The organism is Methanoregula sp. (assembly GCA_041645435.1).
GTDB lineage: Archaea > Halobacteriota > Methanomicrobia > Methanomicrobiales > Methanospirillaceae > Methanoregula.
This window is the reverse complement of record JBAZQB010000003.1, coordinates 349,830-364,232: the sequence shown is the minus strand read 5'-3', so window position 1 is coordinate 364,232 and position 14,403 is coordinate 349,830. Positions and strand designations below refer to the sequence as shown.

Annotated in this window: 19 protein-coding genes; 9 read left to right on the top strand and 10 right to left on the bottom strand. The window is 49.9% G+C overall.

Annotation, left to right across the window (positions count from 1 at the left end):
• Positions 1–4: 4 nt before the first annotated feature.
• The 5 genes from WC593_08515 to WC593_08495 all read left to right on the top strand — a co-directional run bounded on the left by WC593_08515 (position 5) and on the right by WC593_08495 (position 4,323).
• On the top strand, positions 5–499 hold the full coding sequence (locus tag WC593_08515; GenBank protein ID MFA4825187.1) for a CBS domain-containing protein: 495 nt from the start codon (positions 5–7) through the stop codon (positions 497–499).
• On the top strand, positions 500–1,657 hold the full coding sequence (argJ, locus tag WC593_08510) for a bifunctional glutamate N-acetyltransferase/amino-acid acetyltransferase ArgJ (protein ID MFA4825186.1): 1,158 nt from the start codon (positions 500–502) through the stop codon (positions 1,655–1,657).
• Entirely contained in the window at positions 1,657–2,529 is an 873-nt protein-coding gene (argB, locus tag WC593_08505) for an acetylglutamate kinase (protein MFA4825185.1), read from the top strand. Before argJ ends, argB begins: the two co-directional genes overlap by 1 nt.
• 70 nt (positions 2,530–2,599) lie before the next feature.
• Positions 2,600–3,019, top strand: a complete 420-nt coding sequence (locus tag WC593_08500; protein ID MFA4825184.1) for a hypothetical protein — start codon at positions 2,600–2,602, stop codon at positions 3,017–3,019.
• Positions 3,020–3,168: 149 nt separating this feature from the next.
• Positions 3,169–4,323: a cytochrome c biogenesis protein CcdA gene (locus WC593_08495; GenBank protein MFA4825183.1), complete on the top strand. Its 1,155-nt coding sequence runs from the start codon at positions 3,169–3,171 to the stop codon at positions 4,321–4,323.
• A gap of 40 nt (positions 4,324–4,363) precedes the next feature.
• Here the strand turns inward: WC593_08495 and WC593_08490 are convergent, their stop codons facing one another.
• Positions 4,364–4,648 (bottom strand): chorismate mutase, encoded by a 285-nt coding sequence (locus tag WC593_08490; protein MFA4825182.1) that lies wholly within the window; start codon positions 4,646–4,648, stop codon positions 4,364–4,366.
• Positions 4,649–4,745: 97 nt separating this feature from the next.
• Between WC593_08490 and WC593_08485 the strand changes: the two genes are divergently transcribed.
• Positions 4,746–5,390 carry a peptidase M50 gene (locus WC593_08485; protein ID MFA4825181.1) on the top strand — a complete coding sequence of 215 codons (645 nt, stop codon included), beginning with the start codon at positions 4,746–4,748 and terminating at the stop codon, positions 5,388–5,390.
• Positions 5,391–5,427: 37 nt separating this feature from the next.
• Here the strand turns inward: WC593_08485 and WC593_08480 are convergent, their stop codons facing one another.
• The 6 genes from WC593_08480 to WC593_08455 all read right to left on the bottom strand — a co-directional run bounded on the left by WC593_08480 (position 5,428) and on the right by WC593_08455 (position 8,528).
• Entirely contained in the window at positions 5,428–6,033 is a 606-nt protein-coding gene (locus WC593_08480; protein MFA4825180.1) for a flavodoxin family protein, read from the bottom strand.
• A 4-nt stretch (positions 6,034–6,037) separates the two neighbouring features.
• The gene (locus tag WC593_08475; protein ID MFA4825179.1) at positions 6,038–6,652 is read right to left on the bottom strand and encodes a flavodoxin family protein; all 615 of its coding nucleotides are present in this window, start codon (positions 6,650–6,652) and stop codon (positions 6,038–6,040) included.
• Positions 6,653–6,951: 299 nt separating this feature from the next.
• Positions 6,952–7,596, bottom strand: a complete 645-nt coding sequence (locus WC593_08470) for a peroxiredoxin (protein ID MFA4825178.1) — start codon at positions 7,594–7,596, stop codon at positions 6,952–6,954.
• Positions 7,597–7,618: 22 nt separating this feature from the next.
• Positions 7,619–8,023 carry a carboxymuconolactone decarboxylase family protein gene (locus WC593_08465; protein ID MFA4825177.1) on the bottom strand — a complete coding sequence of 135 codons (405 nt, stop codon included), beginning with the start codon at positions 8,021–8,023 and terminating at the stop codon, positions 7,619–7,621.
• A 6-nt stretch (positions 8,024–8,029) separates the two neighbouring features.
• Complete coding sequence (locus WC593_08460; protein MFA4825176.1) at positions 8,030–8,155, bottom strand: desulfoferrodoxin FeS4 iron-binding domain-containing protein; 126 nt, start codon at positions 8,153–8,155, stop codon at positions 8,030–8,032.
• Positions 8,156–8,276: 121 nt separating this feature from the next.
• Positions 8,277–8,528 carry a hypothetical protein gene (locus WC593_08455; protein MFA4825175.1) on the bottom strand — a complete coding sequence of 84 codons (252 nt, stop codon included), beginning with the start codon at positions 8,526–8,528 and terminating at the stop codon, positions 8,277–8,279.
• 122 nt (positions 8,529–8,650) lie between these two features.
• Here WC593_08455 and WC593_08450 point away from each other — a divergent pair, with 122 nt between their 5' ends.
• Positions 8,651–9,244, top strand: coding sequence for a flavodoxin family protein (locus tag WC593_08450; protein MFA4825174.1), 594 nt, complete (start codon positions 8,651–8,653; stop codon positions 9,242–9,244).
• Between the two features lie 79 nt (positions 9,245–9,323).
• Here the strand turns inward: WC593_08450 and radC are convergent, their stop codons facing one another.
• On the bottom strand, positions 9,324–9,995 hold the full coding sequence (gene radC, locus WC593_08445; GenBank protein ID MFA4825173.1) for a DNA repair protein RadC: 672 nt from the start codon (positions 9,993–9,995) through the stop codon (positions 9,324–9,326).
• 162 nt (positions 9,996–10,157) lie between these two features.
• On the opposite strand from radC, the gene WC593_08440 reads away from it, so the two are divergent.
• Positions 10,158–10,661: a rubrerythrin family protein gene (locus WC593_08440; GenBank protein ID MFA4825172.1), complete on the top strand. Its 504-nt coding sequence runs from the start codon at positions 10,158–10,160 to the stop codon at positions 10,659–10,661.
• A 4-nt stretch (positions 10,662–10,665) separates the two neighbouring features.
• Here the strand turns inward: WC593_08440 and WC593_08435 are convergent, their stop codons facing one another.
• On the bottom strand, positions 10,666–11,985 hold the full coding sequence (locus tag WC593_08435; GenBank protein MFA4825171.1) for a LamG domain-containing protein: 1,320 nt from the start codon (positions 11,983–11,985) through the stop codon (positions 10,666–10,668).
• Positions 11,986–12,102: 117 nt separating this feature from the next.
• Between WC593_08435 and WC593_08430 the strand changes: the two genes are divergently transcribed.
• On the top strand, positions 12,103–13,260 hold the full coding sequence (locus tag WC593_08430; protein MFA4825170.1) for a Uxx-star family glutaredoxin-like (seleno)protein: 1,158 nt from the start codon (positions 12,103–12,105) through the stop codon (positions 13,258–13,260).
• A 37-nt stretch (positions 13,261–13,297) separates the two neighbouring features.
• On the opposite strand, the gene WC593_08425 is transcribed toward WC593_08430, so the two are convergent.
• Positions 13,298–14,368, bottom strand: coding sequence for a hypothetical protein (locus tag WC593_08425; protein MFA4825169.1), 1,071 nt, complete (start codon positions 14,366–14,368; stop codon positions 13,298–13,300).
• Positions 14,369–14,403: the final 35 nt, after the last annotated feature.

Genomic DNA, 14,403 nt, shown 5'->3' with positions numbered 1-14,403 from the left:
TAAAATGCTGGTAAAAGACGCAATGACGAAAAACCCGGTGGTATGCACTGCCGAAACCCCCCTCCGTGATGCGGTTGGTCTGTTCCGGAAGCATCATATCGGTGGCCTGCCGGTGATGGAAGGCGGGGAACTTGTCGGTATGCTTACCGAGTCGGATCTCATCTCGCTCCTTGAATCCGAACGGATCTCTGATGATCTCTGGCTGCCGTCGCCTTTTGAGATCATCGAGATTCCTATACGCGAGTATGTGAACTGGGAAAAGACCAAACATGCCCTGCGCAATATCGGGGATATGCCGGCAAAGAAGGTGATGACTCACCATGTGATCACCGCTACTGAGGATATGGATGTTGAAGCTGCAGCATCCTTAATGCTCAGGGAAGGTGTTACCCGCCTGCCGGTGATGCAGGGGAAAAAACTGACCGGTATTCTTACCCGGGCAGATATTATTAATGCAGTCGGTGCATCCTATCCGGAATCAAATGGTACGGGTGCCTAAATGACATTACGGAGTATCTGTGCAGTCAAGGGAGTCACTGCGTATGGCATGAAAGAAGGAAAGTTCGGTCTGGCCCTTATCCGTGCAAGTGGCACTGCCGCCGGGGTTTTTACCGAAAACCTTGTCAAAGCAGCACCGATAGAACTCATGCGCAAGCAGATAAAGAAAGGCACAATGGAAGCGGTTATCGCAAACAGTGGCTGTGCCAATGCTTATACCGGGAAGCGCGGGTATGAGGATGCAGTTGCAATGACCGAGTTTGCTGGCACTGCACTCGGGGTCGACGCGAAACAGATCGGGATTGCCAGCACAGGGGTCATCGGGCGCTATCTCGATCTCCCGCTCATTGAGCGCCAGTGCAAATTGATTGCCCCGAAACTTGATCGCACATTCGAGGCAGAAACCCTTGCTGCACAGGCAATCATGACAACCGATCTCTACCCCAAGCATGCACTGGTGGAGAAAGAGTCGTTCTGTATCGGCGGTATAACGAAAGGAAGCGGCATGATCGCCCCCAACATGGGTACGATGCTCGCATTCATTTACACCGATGCCGAGATCGGCGCAAAACCGCTTTCCGAAGCCCTGAAAATGGCAACAAAGAGGACATTCAACCGCGTAGTTGTCGATGGTGACATGAGCACCAACGACATTGCGCTCTGCACGGCAACAGGAGCTGCCGGCAAAGTGCATGCAAAGGAGTTCTCCGCTGCACTCGAGGAGTGCTGCCGCTCCCTTGCTATGCAGATTGCCGCTGATGGCGAAGGGGCGTCGAAGCTGCTTGAAGTGACCGTCACGGGTGCACCGAAAGAGGATGATGCAGCAAAGGTTGCCCGCACCGTGATCGAATCCCCGCTTGTCAAGACTGCGGTATACGGCGAGGATCCCAACTGGGGCCGTGTGGTTGCGGCAGCAGGCCGGGCGGGTGTGAAGTTCGATCCCAACGCCGTCTCACTCTGGATCAGCGATGGCAATGTGAAGTACCCTCTCGTTAAATCCGGTGAAATCATCGCCGATCTCAAGAATGCGAAGATGGCCATGCACGGAAAAAAGGTGATCTTTATCCTCGATCTTGCCGCAGGAAAGGCAGAAGCGACTGCCTGGGGTTGTGACCTGACAGAGAAGTATGTCGAGATCAATGGGAGGTACACCACATGATGAAACGCGAAGACGTGCTCATGGAAGCCCTGCCGTACATCCAGCAGTTCCACGGCAAGACCATCGTGATCAAGCTCGGCGGCCACGCAATGGTGGACCCGGTAGTGCTGGAGAACGCAATCCGCGATGCCGTGCTCCTGCACTACGTGGGGATCCGCGTGGTCCTCGTACATGGCGGTGGCCCGGAGATATCCGAGAAGATGAAGGCGATGGGAAAGGAATCCGTCTTTGTCGGGGGTCTCCGGGTGACCGACCCGGAAACCCTTGAGATTGCCCAGATGGTGCTCGTAGGCAAGATCAACAAAGGGATCGTCTCGCTGATTGCGAAATGCGGTGCCCGGGGTGTCGGGCTCTCTGGTAGCGACGGCAACCAGATTATCGCAAGGAAGATGGATCTCCAGAAGATCGAAGTTGAAGGTGTCCAGAAAGAAGTGGATCTCGGGCATGTTGGCGAGATCGAATGGATTGACCCGGCACTCCTGAATACACTGCTCGATACCAGCTACATCCCGGTTGTAGCCCCGATAGCGATTGACCGGTTGGGTGCGAGCCTGAATATCAACGCTGACACGGCAGCGGGCGATATTGCCATTGCCCTCAAGGCCTACAAACTCGTGAATATGACGGATGTTGACGGTGTCATGGATGCAAAACGGACAATGGTATACCGGAAACTGACCATCAATGAAGCAACTGCCATGCAGAAGTCCGGGGCGATTGGTGAAGGCATGATCCCAAAAGTGGGCTCGGTGATCAAGGCAGTAGAAAATGGCGTGAAATATGCCCACATCATCAATGGTAATATCGAGCACAATCTCATCCTCGAACTCTTCACCAGAGACGGTGTGGGGACAATGATCTCATTAAAATGATTTTTATGAGATTTTCGTAGAGGTATTTTATTAATTGGCAATCTACCATTCAATATCAGGGTTTTTAAGGATGGATAAAACAATAAAAATCGCCGTCGGGTTCTTCATCGTTGTGGCTCTTGTATGTGCAGCATTTTTTATCCTGTCCCAGAATGCCGGAAATACTCCTATACCGGGTTTTGGAAGTCCCGTGCAGGATAAAGTGACAGTGTATTTTCTCTATGGTGAAGAATGCCCGCACTGCCATAACGTGATGCCGTTTATCGAGTCACTGAAGAAAAAATACCCGGAAGTGGATTTCCAGATCCTCGAAACCTGGCATAACCAGACCAACTGGGCTCTTTCCCAGTCATTGAACAAGAACCTTGGTGTGAAAAATGCCGGTGTTCCTGAAGTGATTATCGGCAACATTGTTCTCATCGGCGAACGGGATATACCCGCAAAACTGGAAGCTGCCATTATCGCTGAATTAAAAAAAACCGGTAATTGACGGGCAGGAATCCAAGCGATCCCCCATCAACCATTCAGATGCCAGAATTCAACCCACCCTGCTGATAAGATAAAAGGATCATTTTCTTAAAAATAGCAGAACCGCATATTCTTTTATCGTCCTGAACAATAGGTTATGAGACTCTTGTTATGGAAAAAACACAAAAGTTTTTCCTGATCGTGCTGGCAGCCATCATCGTCAGCGCCGGGTTTTTTCTTGCTGCCCCTTCTTTCAATCCCCTTAAGACAGCAACCCCCCCTCCCTCAACAGTCCATACATCTGATCCTGTAACCGCATTCTATTTTTACGGTGACGGTTGCAGCCACTGTGAAAAGGTTAAACCCCTTCTCGCGGCTCTTCAGACAAAATATCCTGAACTCAACCTCACCCGGCTTGAGATCTATAACCATTTTGAAAACCTTCAGAAGTTCACGGAAATGAGCGGCAAGTACGGTATTGCCCGTCCCGGAGTCCCCGCAATCTTTATTGGAAACACCTCATTGTCCGGTGATGTCGAGATCACAAACCGGTTTGAATCTGAGATCCTTATCGAGAAACAGCGGCTCGCGTCCTGTAACATTACTGCCCAACCCGTAATACCGGAAGAGGATCCCAGCTGCACGCAGGAATCCCCGCTCAGTCTGCCGCTGGTTGTCTTTGCAGCTATCGTTGACAGTGCCAATCCCTGCGGCTTGTCCGTCCTGGTCTTCCTGTTGATCCCGATGGCTGCTGCCGGGAGCAGGAGGCGCATCCTGCTTGTCGGTGGTGCCTACATCACCGCGATGTTCCTGTTTCATCTTCTGGTGGGAATCGGGCTTTTCTCGGTGATCTCCTTCTCCGGGTTCTCACGGGTGTTTGCCATTATCGGGGGGGCCGTTGCTCTTCTTCTGGGGATTATAACGATCGCCGATGTGCTCCGGAACAAGGAGACCTTTATCCTGTCCATACCGGAATCGCAAAAAGGCATGCTCGGGAACTATATCCGCATCGCGTCGCTTCCTGCAGCATTTATCCTGGGGATCCTTGCCGGCATCCTCGGCTTTTCCTGTACCGGGGGCATCTATATCAGCATCCTCGGTCTCATGGGAAGGGAGATGACGGTGATGGCCGGGTTACCATGGCTTGTACTGTACAACCTTGTCTATGTCCTCCCCCTTATCCTGATTACCCTTCTCGTTGCGTATGGCATATCCCCTGAACGGGCTGACAGCATGAGAGCGAAGTACAAGAGGACGATCAGGATGATTATCGGTGTGATACTGGTTGCGCTTGGGGCTGTCATCCTTCTCGGGTGGATGGGGTAAATCTCCCGGAATTTTTTTAACTGTTTTTAAAAAAGCAGAATCAGGGAAGATTCCCGTCCCCGGAACATTCGTGCTGGCGCTCCTCGCTCATCGCAATGAGCTGCTCGAATATTTTCTGGACGGCGACAGGATCGATTTTAGCTTCAACCGCCTGATCAAAAACCGTGTTCAGGACTTCGGAAGCCCGGTGCTCATCGTGAACAGGAATTCCCGCATGGATCTTGATTCTGGCAATCTTTATTGCAAGATCCTGTCGGTGTGCAATGAGCCGGATAATCTCTTTGTCAGTCTTGGTGATCTCTGCCCGTACGGTCTCCAGGGACATATGATATACATTTCTGATTCTTTACATAAACGTGTTTATCCTCGCATTAACACCAAAGCAGATATCGGAAGAGCACCCTATCTGATCCGGTGATTTCATGCTCGAACGTATTTCCCGCAGGGAAGAGTTTGATCTTTTTATTGCGTGGATAGCGATATCCCTCTCGTTTGCGATTATCAAGATCGCACCCTATGGTATAACTGGCCCTGTCAGGTCAATAGATCCTGTTGCTGCACTGGTTTTTTTAGGCATCGCCCTCCTGACAGCCGGTATCGGTTTTATCTTTCATGAGATGGCCCACAAGTTTACCGCAATAAAATTCGGGTACTGGGCGGAATTCCGGAAAGACAATACCATGCTGCTGTTCGCGGTGCTCCTTGCAGCCCTAGTCGGTTTTGTCTTTGCTGCCCCGGGCGCAACGGTCATTTACAGCAATTCAGGGAGCGGGCAGGGTTTAACCAAGCGGGAGAACGGTATTATTTCAGCATCCGGACCGGTTGTTAACCTCCTGCTCTGCATCCCCTTTGCCGCACTAGCACTCTTCGGAGGCCATGCGATCGGTGGCCTGCTTACCTATATCGGTATCTTCGGCATCCAGATCAACGCGATGATAGCAGCGTTCAATATGCTTCCCATCAGCGTTCTTGACGGACGGAAAGTCATGGCATGGAATATCCCGATCTTTGCCCTGTTAATAATTGCCTCGTTCGGGACACTCATAGGATCATTCTATCTTCTCTGATCCGCAATTTTTTTTAAAATATAGATGGAACGCTTACTCATTCCGTTTTTAATTTTTCAATAACCCCAACTACTTTCTGCCCTTTCTCAAACGCTTCCTTAAGTGCAGTCGGGTGGTTCTTGATCCCCTTGAATTCATCCATATTATTGGCGATGATATTATCGTAGTATTCGAACCCGGTACCGTTGAATATGGCTGTTATCGCAGGAAATGCCCCGTCAAAGACATGGTCCCAGTTCTGCCCGGCCGTGGAGATGAAGAGACCTTTATGCCGTTTTATATGTTCATCGGGGAAATAGAGTGTTTTTAAGATGAATTTCCGGGCCCAGAGATACTGTCCCCGGTCAATCAGCCCTTTGAGTTCGGCAGTGATTCCCATCGTATAAATGGGAGATGCCACGGCGATACAGTCCGATGCCAGTATTTTTTCAAAGAGAAGGATTGCATCATCTTTCACAACGCAGTCGCCGGTTTTATGACATGCATTACAGCCCCGGCATGGGGCGTAATCCAGATCCTTGAGCACCACTTTCTCAACCAAGGCACCGGCAGCACGTGCCCCATCGAGAAAACTATCGAGCAGCGTTTCCGTATTTCCACGTCGGTGCGGACTTCCGGATATGCCGAGGACGCTGACGGTCATAACTTCACGCCGCAAGCCGTTTTTTGATCTCGGCAAGCATGGTCTTCCCGAGTTTCTCGGCATCAGTCCGGGCGGCAGGGTGTTTCTCGATCGCCCCTTTTTCATCGACTCCATTGATCATCAGGTAGGAGATGTCAGCATCCTTGATGTCAATGACATGGAAGAAACATTTCACTGACGGGATTGCAGCGTCAAAGACATAGTCCCAGTTTTGCCCGGCAGAAGCGAGAAATCCCCCAAGCCTCTTACCCTTGCGTTCCGGGGGAACAATGGGGAGCTTAAGTACATATTTTCTTGAACGGAAAACCTGCGCCCGGTCGATCAGGGCTTTTGGCTGCGAGGCAATACCCATGCAGTAGATCGGAGAGGAGAGCAGGATGATGTCAGCAGCGATGATCTTGTCATGATACATATCCATGCCATCGCGCTGCACGCAGGCATTGAGTTTCTCGCAGGCATTGCACCCCCGGCAGGGATTGATGTTGGCATCGGTCAGGGCGACTTTCTCGATGACAACATCCGGGTCAGCGATCATCCCGCCCAGCACCCAGTCCAGCAGTGTCTCGGAATTACCATGTCTCCGTGGACTTCCGGCAAAGGCGAGGACTTTGATCGGCATAACCGTGATCTTTGTCATGCGTCATAAAAAAGGATTGGATAGGGAACATGAACAAAAGATTACCGAGATGTGTGTAAGGGAGCACAGGTTGGTTATCTGTTCGCATTGTTTCCGGGCTGGATCGTTCTGCCAAAAACATCCCGGAGTTATGCCCCCCTCTCCAGTCACTTGGATGGGGTAAAAAAAATATTAAAAGCAGGGATCCCCCCTAGGGTAGGTCATATACGAGCAGGAATCCTTTTGTATCGTGGGAGAAAATCAGGAAAAAGGTTATCTTTCTGTAACGAGTCCCGGCCCGCTCACACTTTCTTGAAGCAAAGATACCAGTCTTTGCACTCGTATCCTTCGCTCATACGCTTGTCCATCTCTGCCGTTGTCTTTGGCGGAGGCACAACCACTTTGTCGCCCGGCTGCCAGTTCGCAGGTGTGGAGACTTTAAACTTGTCCGTGGTCTGGAGTGCCTTGATCAGTCGTATGATCTCGGGCATGAACCGCCCGTTCTGGAGCGGGTAGTAGATCATCGCCCGCATGATTCCCTTGTCATCGATGAAAAAGACGCAACGGACCGCAGCAGTCGATGACTGTCCCGGGTGGATCATGCCGTACTTTTTTGCAACCTTCATGGTGAGGTCAGCAATGATTGGGAACGGGATGGTTACTCCCATCTTCTCCTTGATCGCATGCACCCATGCTAGATGTGCTGATATGCTGTCAACGGACAGGCCGATCAGCTGGACATTCAGTGACTGCAACTCGTCATAAATCTGCGTAAAAGCCAAAAATTCCGTGGTGCACACCGGAGTGAAGTCCGCCGGATGTGAAAAGAGAACCACCCATTTCCCTTTCAGGGATGAGAGCTTGACAGGCCCCTGGGTGGTCTCTGCCTCGAAATCCGGCGCCGGTTCACCGAGAACGGGAAACGCGATACAGGTATCTTCTTCCATGATGTTTCACCGCAGAAGTGGATTACGGCATTACCTCATCAAGCTGGGCTTTGCCGTAGACATATGCGGGCATACCGGAAAGCAGGAATGTCACACGGAGCGCCTCTTCTACTTCTCCTTTAGTAACCCCAAGATTCTTTGCTCCTGCCAGCTGAGCCCGGACAGCATGCTGGTCCCGCATGGCAGCTGCAATCGCAATTGCGATCAGTTTTTTGGTCTTACCCGAGATCTTTCCATCATCCCAGATGTACTGCTCGAATCTCATAACGAGGTTGAACATCTCGGGTTCCTTGGTGGTCAGCTCCCTGAAAAATTTCGGCACTTTTCCGATCTTCTTCTCAAGGGTTTTGAGTTCTTTTTCCGATCCTTTCTTAGCTACCGGCTTTTTTGCCGGCACTTTTTTTACGGTCGCCTTTTTCGCTGCCATAATAAATCACTCCTCCAGCTGCATGGGTTCGCCGCAGCAGACCAGTTCGCCACCGCCGGCCTCTTTGACCTCAACAACATTGCCGCAGATCTCACACTTAAAGATCTGCCCCTCTTTTGAGACGTTCACCATGGAGAATTCCTCATGATTTCTTCAGATAAGCCAGGGAGCGGGATTCCCGAATACCTGTTTTTTTGCCGGGGCTCCCAGAATTCATGCATGCCGTACTGTGCCCGAGAAGAAAAATGTGAAATCAGATGTTGCTCTTACCGCGTTTTGGCGGATTCTTTGCATCTGCCGGTGTCTTTACGTCAGGACGGATATGGGTCATCGGGAAGCACTGGTACTCTTCGCAGGCGCAGGCGGGACATTTCCTGAGGTCCTGTTCGCTCTTGTCGAGTGTGAGTTCCTTGCCACAGTCGATGCATACATATTTGCCGGGTCCGACTTTCTGTCCTGCGTTGTACGTCTTATTTTCGGTCAAACGATTCACCAAACCTCTCATCTACGCCAAAGATATATATGGGTTGTGTTCGTGCCAGTTGCTTTACCCCATCTCTCTACGGATTTTCAGAAGTGCAGGATCCTATGCAAAGGTATATGCTGATTTTTCACGTCTACTGTTGTATGGGAAAAAAGGTCATCGGCCTTCTGGGGAGTCCCCTGTCTGACGGCAACACCGCACAACTGCTTGACCGTGCGCTCAAGGGCGCTGAGGCTGCCGGCTGCACGGTTGAAAAAATTGAAGTAGCCAGTCTCGATTTCCAGGCATGCATGGAGATGATGTTCTGCAAAGACCATGAGACCTGTATCATAGACGATGACATGCAGCAGCTGTACCCGAAGTTCAGGGATATGGACAGCCTCATTATTGCCACACCGGTTATGACCATGGGAATTCCCGGAAAATTAAAATCGCTGATGGACCGGTTCCAGGTTTTTTTCATGGCCAAGTACATGCGGAAAAAGTCATTCATTGCAAAGGAAAAAAGAGCAGGGCGCCAGGGGCTCTTCATCTGTATATCGGGCATGAAGATCCCGGAGGTTTTTATCGGTGCCAAACTGACCGTTCAGGCATTCTTTGACATCATCGACTGCCAGTACGCGGATGAGCTTTTAATCAGCGACATGGATACGATCCGCGATGTGAAAGAACACCCTGACCTGCTGGATGCTGCCTATCAGAAGGGGTTTGCTCTCGGAAAATTGCTTTCGGCGTAATCTCCACCCACTAAAAACCCAAATCACACCATAAAAATCCGTTGTTGCTGGAATGTCCCGTAATGACTTCCCTATTCCACTAGAGCAGTCCCCGTTCTTTCATGCTCCGATAACCGGTCTTTGTCACAATGATATGGTCGATCAGCTGGATGCCCAGCAGCAGTCCAGCCTCCCTGAGCTGTGTGGTAATTGCGATATCCTGCGGACTGGGTTCAAGGGAACCTGATGGATGATTGTGAACGCAGATCACCGATGCAGCCCGGTCAGTTATCGCATCCGCATAGACTTCACGGGGATGGACAAGGCTGTGGTTGAGCAACCCTACTGTTATGATCCTGCCGGAAAGCACCTCTCCGGCGCCATTGAGGGTAATGCAGATAAAATGCTCCTGCCGTTTGTCCCGTATTTCCGTAATAAGCGGTAGCGGGAGGATGTCCTGCGGTTTCGTCACTTTGATACAGCTATCAGAGGGTGCACAGTAGCGCTTTCCCAGCTCAAAGCATGCCATGAGCTGCGAAGCCTTGGAAGGGCCGATTCCTATAACCTTGAGAAGATCATTATATTGGATTGAGCCCCGATGGTCCTTTAAGAGCCCGCAGATCTCCTTAGCAATCTCACGGACATCCTTACCCTGTGTGCCCCTGCCAAGGATTGATTCGATCAGTTCCTGCTCTGAGAGTGATGCTACCCCTTTCTTGGCAATCTTCTCACGTGGCCTGTCCCGTTCAGGAACATCTTTCATCTTCCTCATAGTAAAAACCCGGTATCCAGGAGATGGCAGAGGCCCGTAATCCTGTGGTGTGTCAGGGGTACTTTTTCGCACAGTAAAAACCTTTCTTTTTGCAGTGGGAAAAAACGCATTTTCTGCCCCATGAAGAATCTTTAAGTCAAATTCCCACCATACCGTATCCTTATGTCAACTATTGAGAATGCAAAAGAGGCGTTTGCCGGAGAGTCCCAGGCAAACCGCAAATACCAGGCTTTTTCAGAAAAGGCCGCAGATGAGGGTTTTAAAAACATTGCAACGCTATACAAAGCCGCTTCGGAAGCAGAGGCCATTCATGCAAAAAAGCTTTTAAAAGTGCTTGCTGCAATTGAACCCACAGCAAAGAACCTTGAAGCCAGCATTGCCGGCGAGACGCATGAGTTTACCACCATGTATCCTGGGTTTATCAAAGTGGCTGAGGCAGAGGGAAGATCCGATGCAGTGCTTGCGTTCACCCATGCGATGAAAGCCGAGCAGGTGCATGCAACCCTATACAAGAAAGCACTCGATGCAGTAAAAGCGGGAAATGATCTTGGACGAGAAAAAATTTTCCTCTGCCCGGTCTGTGGAAATATTGAGACAGGTAAAGCCCCCGACAAGTGTCCGATCTGCGGTGTTTTTGGAAAACAGTTCCGGGAAATCACTCTATAATTATTCACTCGTTTTTCCCAATTTCATTTTCTTTCTCTTTTCTCCCCTCTTTTTTGCGCCGGTGAAGCCACACAACAACAAGAATAAGTGCAATCAGGGTTGCCCATGATGCGGAGTAGATGATAATGATCGGGTTGACAAACACGTTCTGCGGAATAAATACCGGGGGTTTGGGTGGAAGTGCGATGCTATCGAACCTGACGGCAACACGGGTAGGAAATCGCTCTTTTCCATCGAAATAACGAATAGTAACCGTGGCATTTCCTGAAGGAACTAATCCCTCTGCGGGGGCATTGTTGGTGTTGGGAAAAGCGATCGTACGGGTAATCCTGCCGTTTTCATCGCTAATCTCGAGATACCACGCATCCGGATCTGCTTTTGCATAGAGATCCCGGGCGCCCACGATGAGTTTTGAATCTGCCGGCAGACCCACACTCCAGATCCCATTGTCAGTTTTATTTGAAAAGGAAAGGATCCGAACGATCGATTCTCCCTCTTTCATCTGCAGAGTGCCTGATGCCGGATAACAGATCGCTGCCGGTTCTTGTGCTTTGCCCGTGATTGGGGGTGCCACCAGTTCCTGCGAGCAGCGGAACCGATCGTCCATGACCTGGCCATACGTCAGTGCCCGCGGATATATTCTCACCTCATCAAGCCCCCCCTGGAGGTAATCCGAGCATCCCGCATTCGGCCGATCCCCGGTCCCGGCATTTGCACCGAGTATCACGTAATTAGGGTACTCGTAATGGATCAACCCCGATGCGTTCTGTTGGTTTCTCAGCACACCATCAAGATATATCTTCAGGCTCTGCCCATCATAGGTTCCTGTGACATGGTGCCACTGGTTCAATGATATGCTTTCGTGCTGCACAGGGATTTCTGTATCCCCATATCCTTCGATATTTACTGTCCACCACAAGTCCCCGCCGTCGCCAATGCCCAGCTGGTAACCCCCTTCATTGTAAGATGAGATAAATGTCTGCGGGCGGAAAGAGTCGGTATAGAACCATGTGGAGACGGTGATTGCCTTTTCAGGATGATTGTGGGAAGAATACGGAATAACAACGTAACTGTTGATCCCGTTAAACAAGAGAGCTCCCCCACACCCCCCGTTCTCGATACGCAATGTACTGTGAAGCGTCCCGCTATTCCCATGCCCGGAACCATCGAGAACATAAACACCACTGCCCTCGTTAAAATTAAGGTACAACGAAGGTTCTGTTGTTGTGTCCAGCTGTCCAGATGCAACACCCCCCAGCAACAGAAGGAACAGGAAAAAAAGGGCCGGTATACGCAGTCCCCTTCTGCTACAGATGGTGCTCATGGTATCTGATCAATGTTTTATGGGGGCTCATTAAAAAAGAATATTCCTATTGGCTGGTATAAGGCAGAGAGCTCCCCGTCCATATATTTATATGACGGCAGTGCGTTTCTGGAAATGATGACAAAAGTCACCGTCTACTCCACCCAAAACTGCCCATATTGCCGGATGGCCAAGGCCTTCCTTGATAAACACGGTGTCCCGTACGAGAGCATTGATGTTGGTGCGGATAATGAAGCTGCCAAGAAGATGATCGATCTCTCCGGCCAGCGCGGCGTACCGGTAATTTTGATCGATGATGAGGTGATTGTCGGTTTTGACTCAGAGCGCCTCAATGAACTTTTCGGAGAACCTCCGACCAGTGACAGTTACGATGTCGTGATTGTCGGCGCTGGCCCGGCCGGACTCACGGCCGGGGTCTACTGTGCCAGAAAAATGCTAAACACGATCATCATCAGCGAAAATATCGGTGGACAGGCGCTGGAATCGTGGGCGATCGAGAACTACATGGGTTACCGGATGATCTCCGGGGAAGAGCTGATGAAAAAATTTGAAGAGCAGGTAAGGACGCTCAATATACGGCTCGAACTCGATAAAGTGACTTCGGTTTCACAGGACGACGGTCTTTTTAATCTCAGCACAATCTCGGGAAACACGTTGAAGGCAAAGTCGGTAATCCTCACCCAGGGCAACCGGCCGAAAAAACTGGGGGTGGCAAATGAGGAACAATATCTCGGGCGCGGTCTCTCGATCTGCTCTACCTGCGACGGCCCGCTTTACAAAGGAAAGCAGGTGGCCATTGTCGGCGGGGGGAATTCTGCGCTGCAGACCGCTATCGAGATGAGTGATATCGCCCAGTCAGTCAGCCTTATCGTGCGTAGCACTATACGGGCAGATGCACTCTATGTCGAGAAGCTCAAAGAGCGGAAGAACATCACGGTATATACGGGCTCGCATGTGTCAGCCCTGCACGGGGAAAAGTTTCTCTCGGGCATCACGATCAAGGATGAGCAGGGTAAGGAACAACAGATCAACCTCGATGGTGCATTTATTGAGATAGGCTGGCTGCCCAACACGGATATGGTAGAGAACCTGGTAAAACTCAATGAGAAGAAAGAGATCATCGTTGATATCAATGGCCACACCAGCATCCCCGGCATTTATGCCGCTGGGGATGTAACGTCGGTGAAGAGCAAGCAGATCGTTATCGCGTCTGGGGATGGGGCAAAGGCCGCGCTTGAAGCGTTTGAGTATCTGATGATAGCGGGTAAGAACTGAATTATTCTCGGATCATTTTTTTAAAAACTGCGGCTTCTTACCTGTGTTTTCGACAATAAAAGTACACACCTGTTGAAGCAAGTAAGATTACAATTATGCCAATAATGAGGAATCCAAATATTTCTGGATTGAAGTTACAAAATCTCCCAAGGTATTGACGTTGTTGTCCGGATAAAGCGATGTTGTATGACTCGTTTCCAAGTTCGTATGCGCCATGAGCTTTTTCACGCGCTTGTGAATAATTTCCGGTAGCAATTGCCTCATTAGCCTCGGTAATGTAAGCTACTGCCAGTTCGCGTTTAGCTAGAATCGCTGGGAGCCGCAGGTCATTCGTTTTGTACCATGCGATTACAGCGTCAGCATTGTTTATGGGAATTTGTGCAGCGGTGATCTCGTTCTCTGCCCATGCTTTGTCGAGAAGGCGTTCGCCTTCAGTGATCGAATTCTGTGCGTCACCTAATAATGTCAGTGCTTCAGTGTATTTTTGCTCAGGCAGACTTGATGCCGCATCCATGCTGTTTTGCGCTTCTGTAAATTTTCGTTCTGCAGCAGATGTATTTACACCCCTTGCAGTGTTTTCATCGATATGAGATTTGAACCTTTGAAGCGTTTCATCCATCGGCTCTATGCAGCATGAAATTTCTTTTAAATATAGAATTGTTACTCTGGATTCTGTCGTAGATCTGTCAATTGCTCTACCGTTTTCATCTAATTCCTCGATCCTGATAAGTGTGATATTTGATGTTTGGAGAACGTTTGGCGCGGTTCCTTCGAGTTGTAATTGGACTCCGAATACTCTTGGATTTGAAAGTTCAAACCCCGATAGAGAATTGAACTTTCCTCCTTGGATAATAGCAGGGTATTCAATACCCCCGGCAAGAATATCAGGATCCCATTTCGGCTTTTCAAGTTCCGTTGTGTACCGGAGTTCATGAGATAGAGGAAATAACGGTTGTGTTGGCAAATCAATTTTTATGGAAACAACCACCGGTGTACCCGGTACCAAAGCCCCGGGTGGTTCGACAGAGATTCTTGAAACATTATAGGCTATGGCAGATTGGGAAATAACCAGAAAAAAAATGACAATAAGTAAAACCGTTTTACCCAATCTTCGGCATTGCATCATTTAGTGATATATTGAAT

Bases quoted from the DNA above. Each gene is read 5' to 3' on its own strand.
- WC593_08515 (MFA4825187.1), top strand. From the start codon at position 5: ATGCTGGTAAAAGACGCAATGACGAAAAACCCGGTGGTATGCACTGCC.
- argJ (MFA4825186.1), top strand. From the start codon at position 500: ATGACATTACGGAGTATCTGTGCAGTCAAGGGAGTCACTGCGTATGGC.
- argB (MFA4825185.1), top strand. From the start codon at position 1,657: ATGAAACGCGAAGACGTGCTCATGGAAGCCCTGCCGTACATCCAGCAG.
- WC593_08500 (MFA4825184.1), top strand. From the start codon at position 2,600: ATGGATAAAACAATAAAAATCGCCGTCGGGTTCTTCATCGTTGTGGCT.
- WC593_08495 (MFA4825183.1), top strand. From the start codon at position 3,169: ATGGAAAAAACACAAAAGTTTTTCCTGATCGTGCTGGCAGCCATCATC.
- WC593_08490 (MFA4825182.1), bottom strand. From the start codon at position 4,648: ATGTCCCTGGAGACCGTACGGGCAGAGATCACCAAGACTGACAAAGAG.
- WC593_08485 (MFA4825181.1), top strand. From the start codon at position 4,746: ATGCTCGAACGTATTTCCCGCAGGGAAGAGTTTGATCTTTTTATTGCG.
- WC593_08480 (MFA4825180.1), bottom strand. From the start codon at position 6,033: ATGACCGTCAGCGTCCTCGGCATATCCGGAAGTCCGCACCGACGTGGA.
- WC593_08475 (MFA4825179.1), bottom strand. From the start codon at position 6,652: ATGCCGATCAAAGTCCTCGCCTTTGCCGGAAGTCCACGGAGACATGGT.
- WC593_08470 (MFA4825178.1), bottom strand. From the start codon at position 7,596: ATGGAAGAAGATACCTGTATCGCGTTTCCCGTTCTCGGTGAACCGGCG.
- WC593_08465 (MFA4825177.1), bottom strand. From the start codon at position 8,023: ATGGCAGCGAAAAAGGCGACCGTAAAAAAAGTGCCGGCAAAAAAGCCG.
- WC593_08460 (MFA4825176.1), bottom strand. From the start codon at position 8,155: ATGGTGAACGTCTCAAAAGAGGGGCAGATCTTTAAGTGTGAGATCTGC.
- WC593_08455 (MFA4825175.1), bottom strand. From the start codon at position 8,528: ATGAGAGGTTTGGTGAATCGTTTGACCGAAAATAAGACGTACAACGCA.
- WC593_08450 (MFA4825174.1), top strand. From the start codon at position 8,651: ATGGGAAAAAAGGTCATCGGCCTTCTGGGGAGTCCCCTGTCTGACGGC.
- radC (MFA4825173.1), bottom strand. From the start codon at position 9,995: ATGAGGAAGATGAAAGATGTTCCTGAACGGGACAGGCCACGTGAGAAG.
- WC593_08440 (MFA4825172.1), top strand. From the start codon at position 10,158: ATGTCAACTATTGAGAATGCAAAAGAGGCGTTTGCCGGAGAGTCCCAG.
- WC593_08435 (MFA4825171.1), bottom strand. From the start codon at position 11,985: ATGAGCACCATCTGTAGCAGAAGGGGACTGCGTATACCGGCCCTTTTT.
- WC593_08430 (MFA4825170.1), top strand. From the start codon at position 12,103: ATGACAAAAGTCACCGTCTACTCCACCCAAAACTGCCCATATTGCCGG.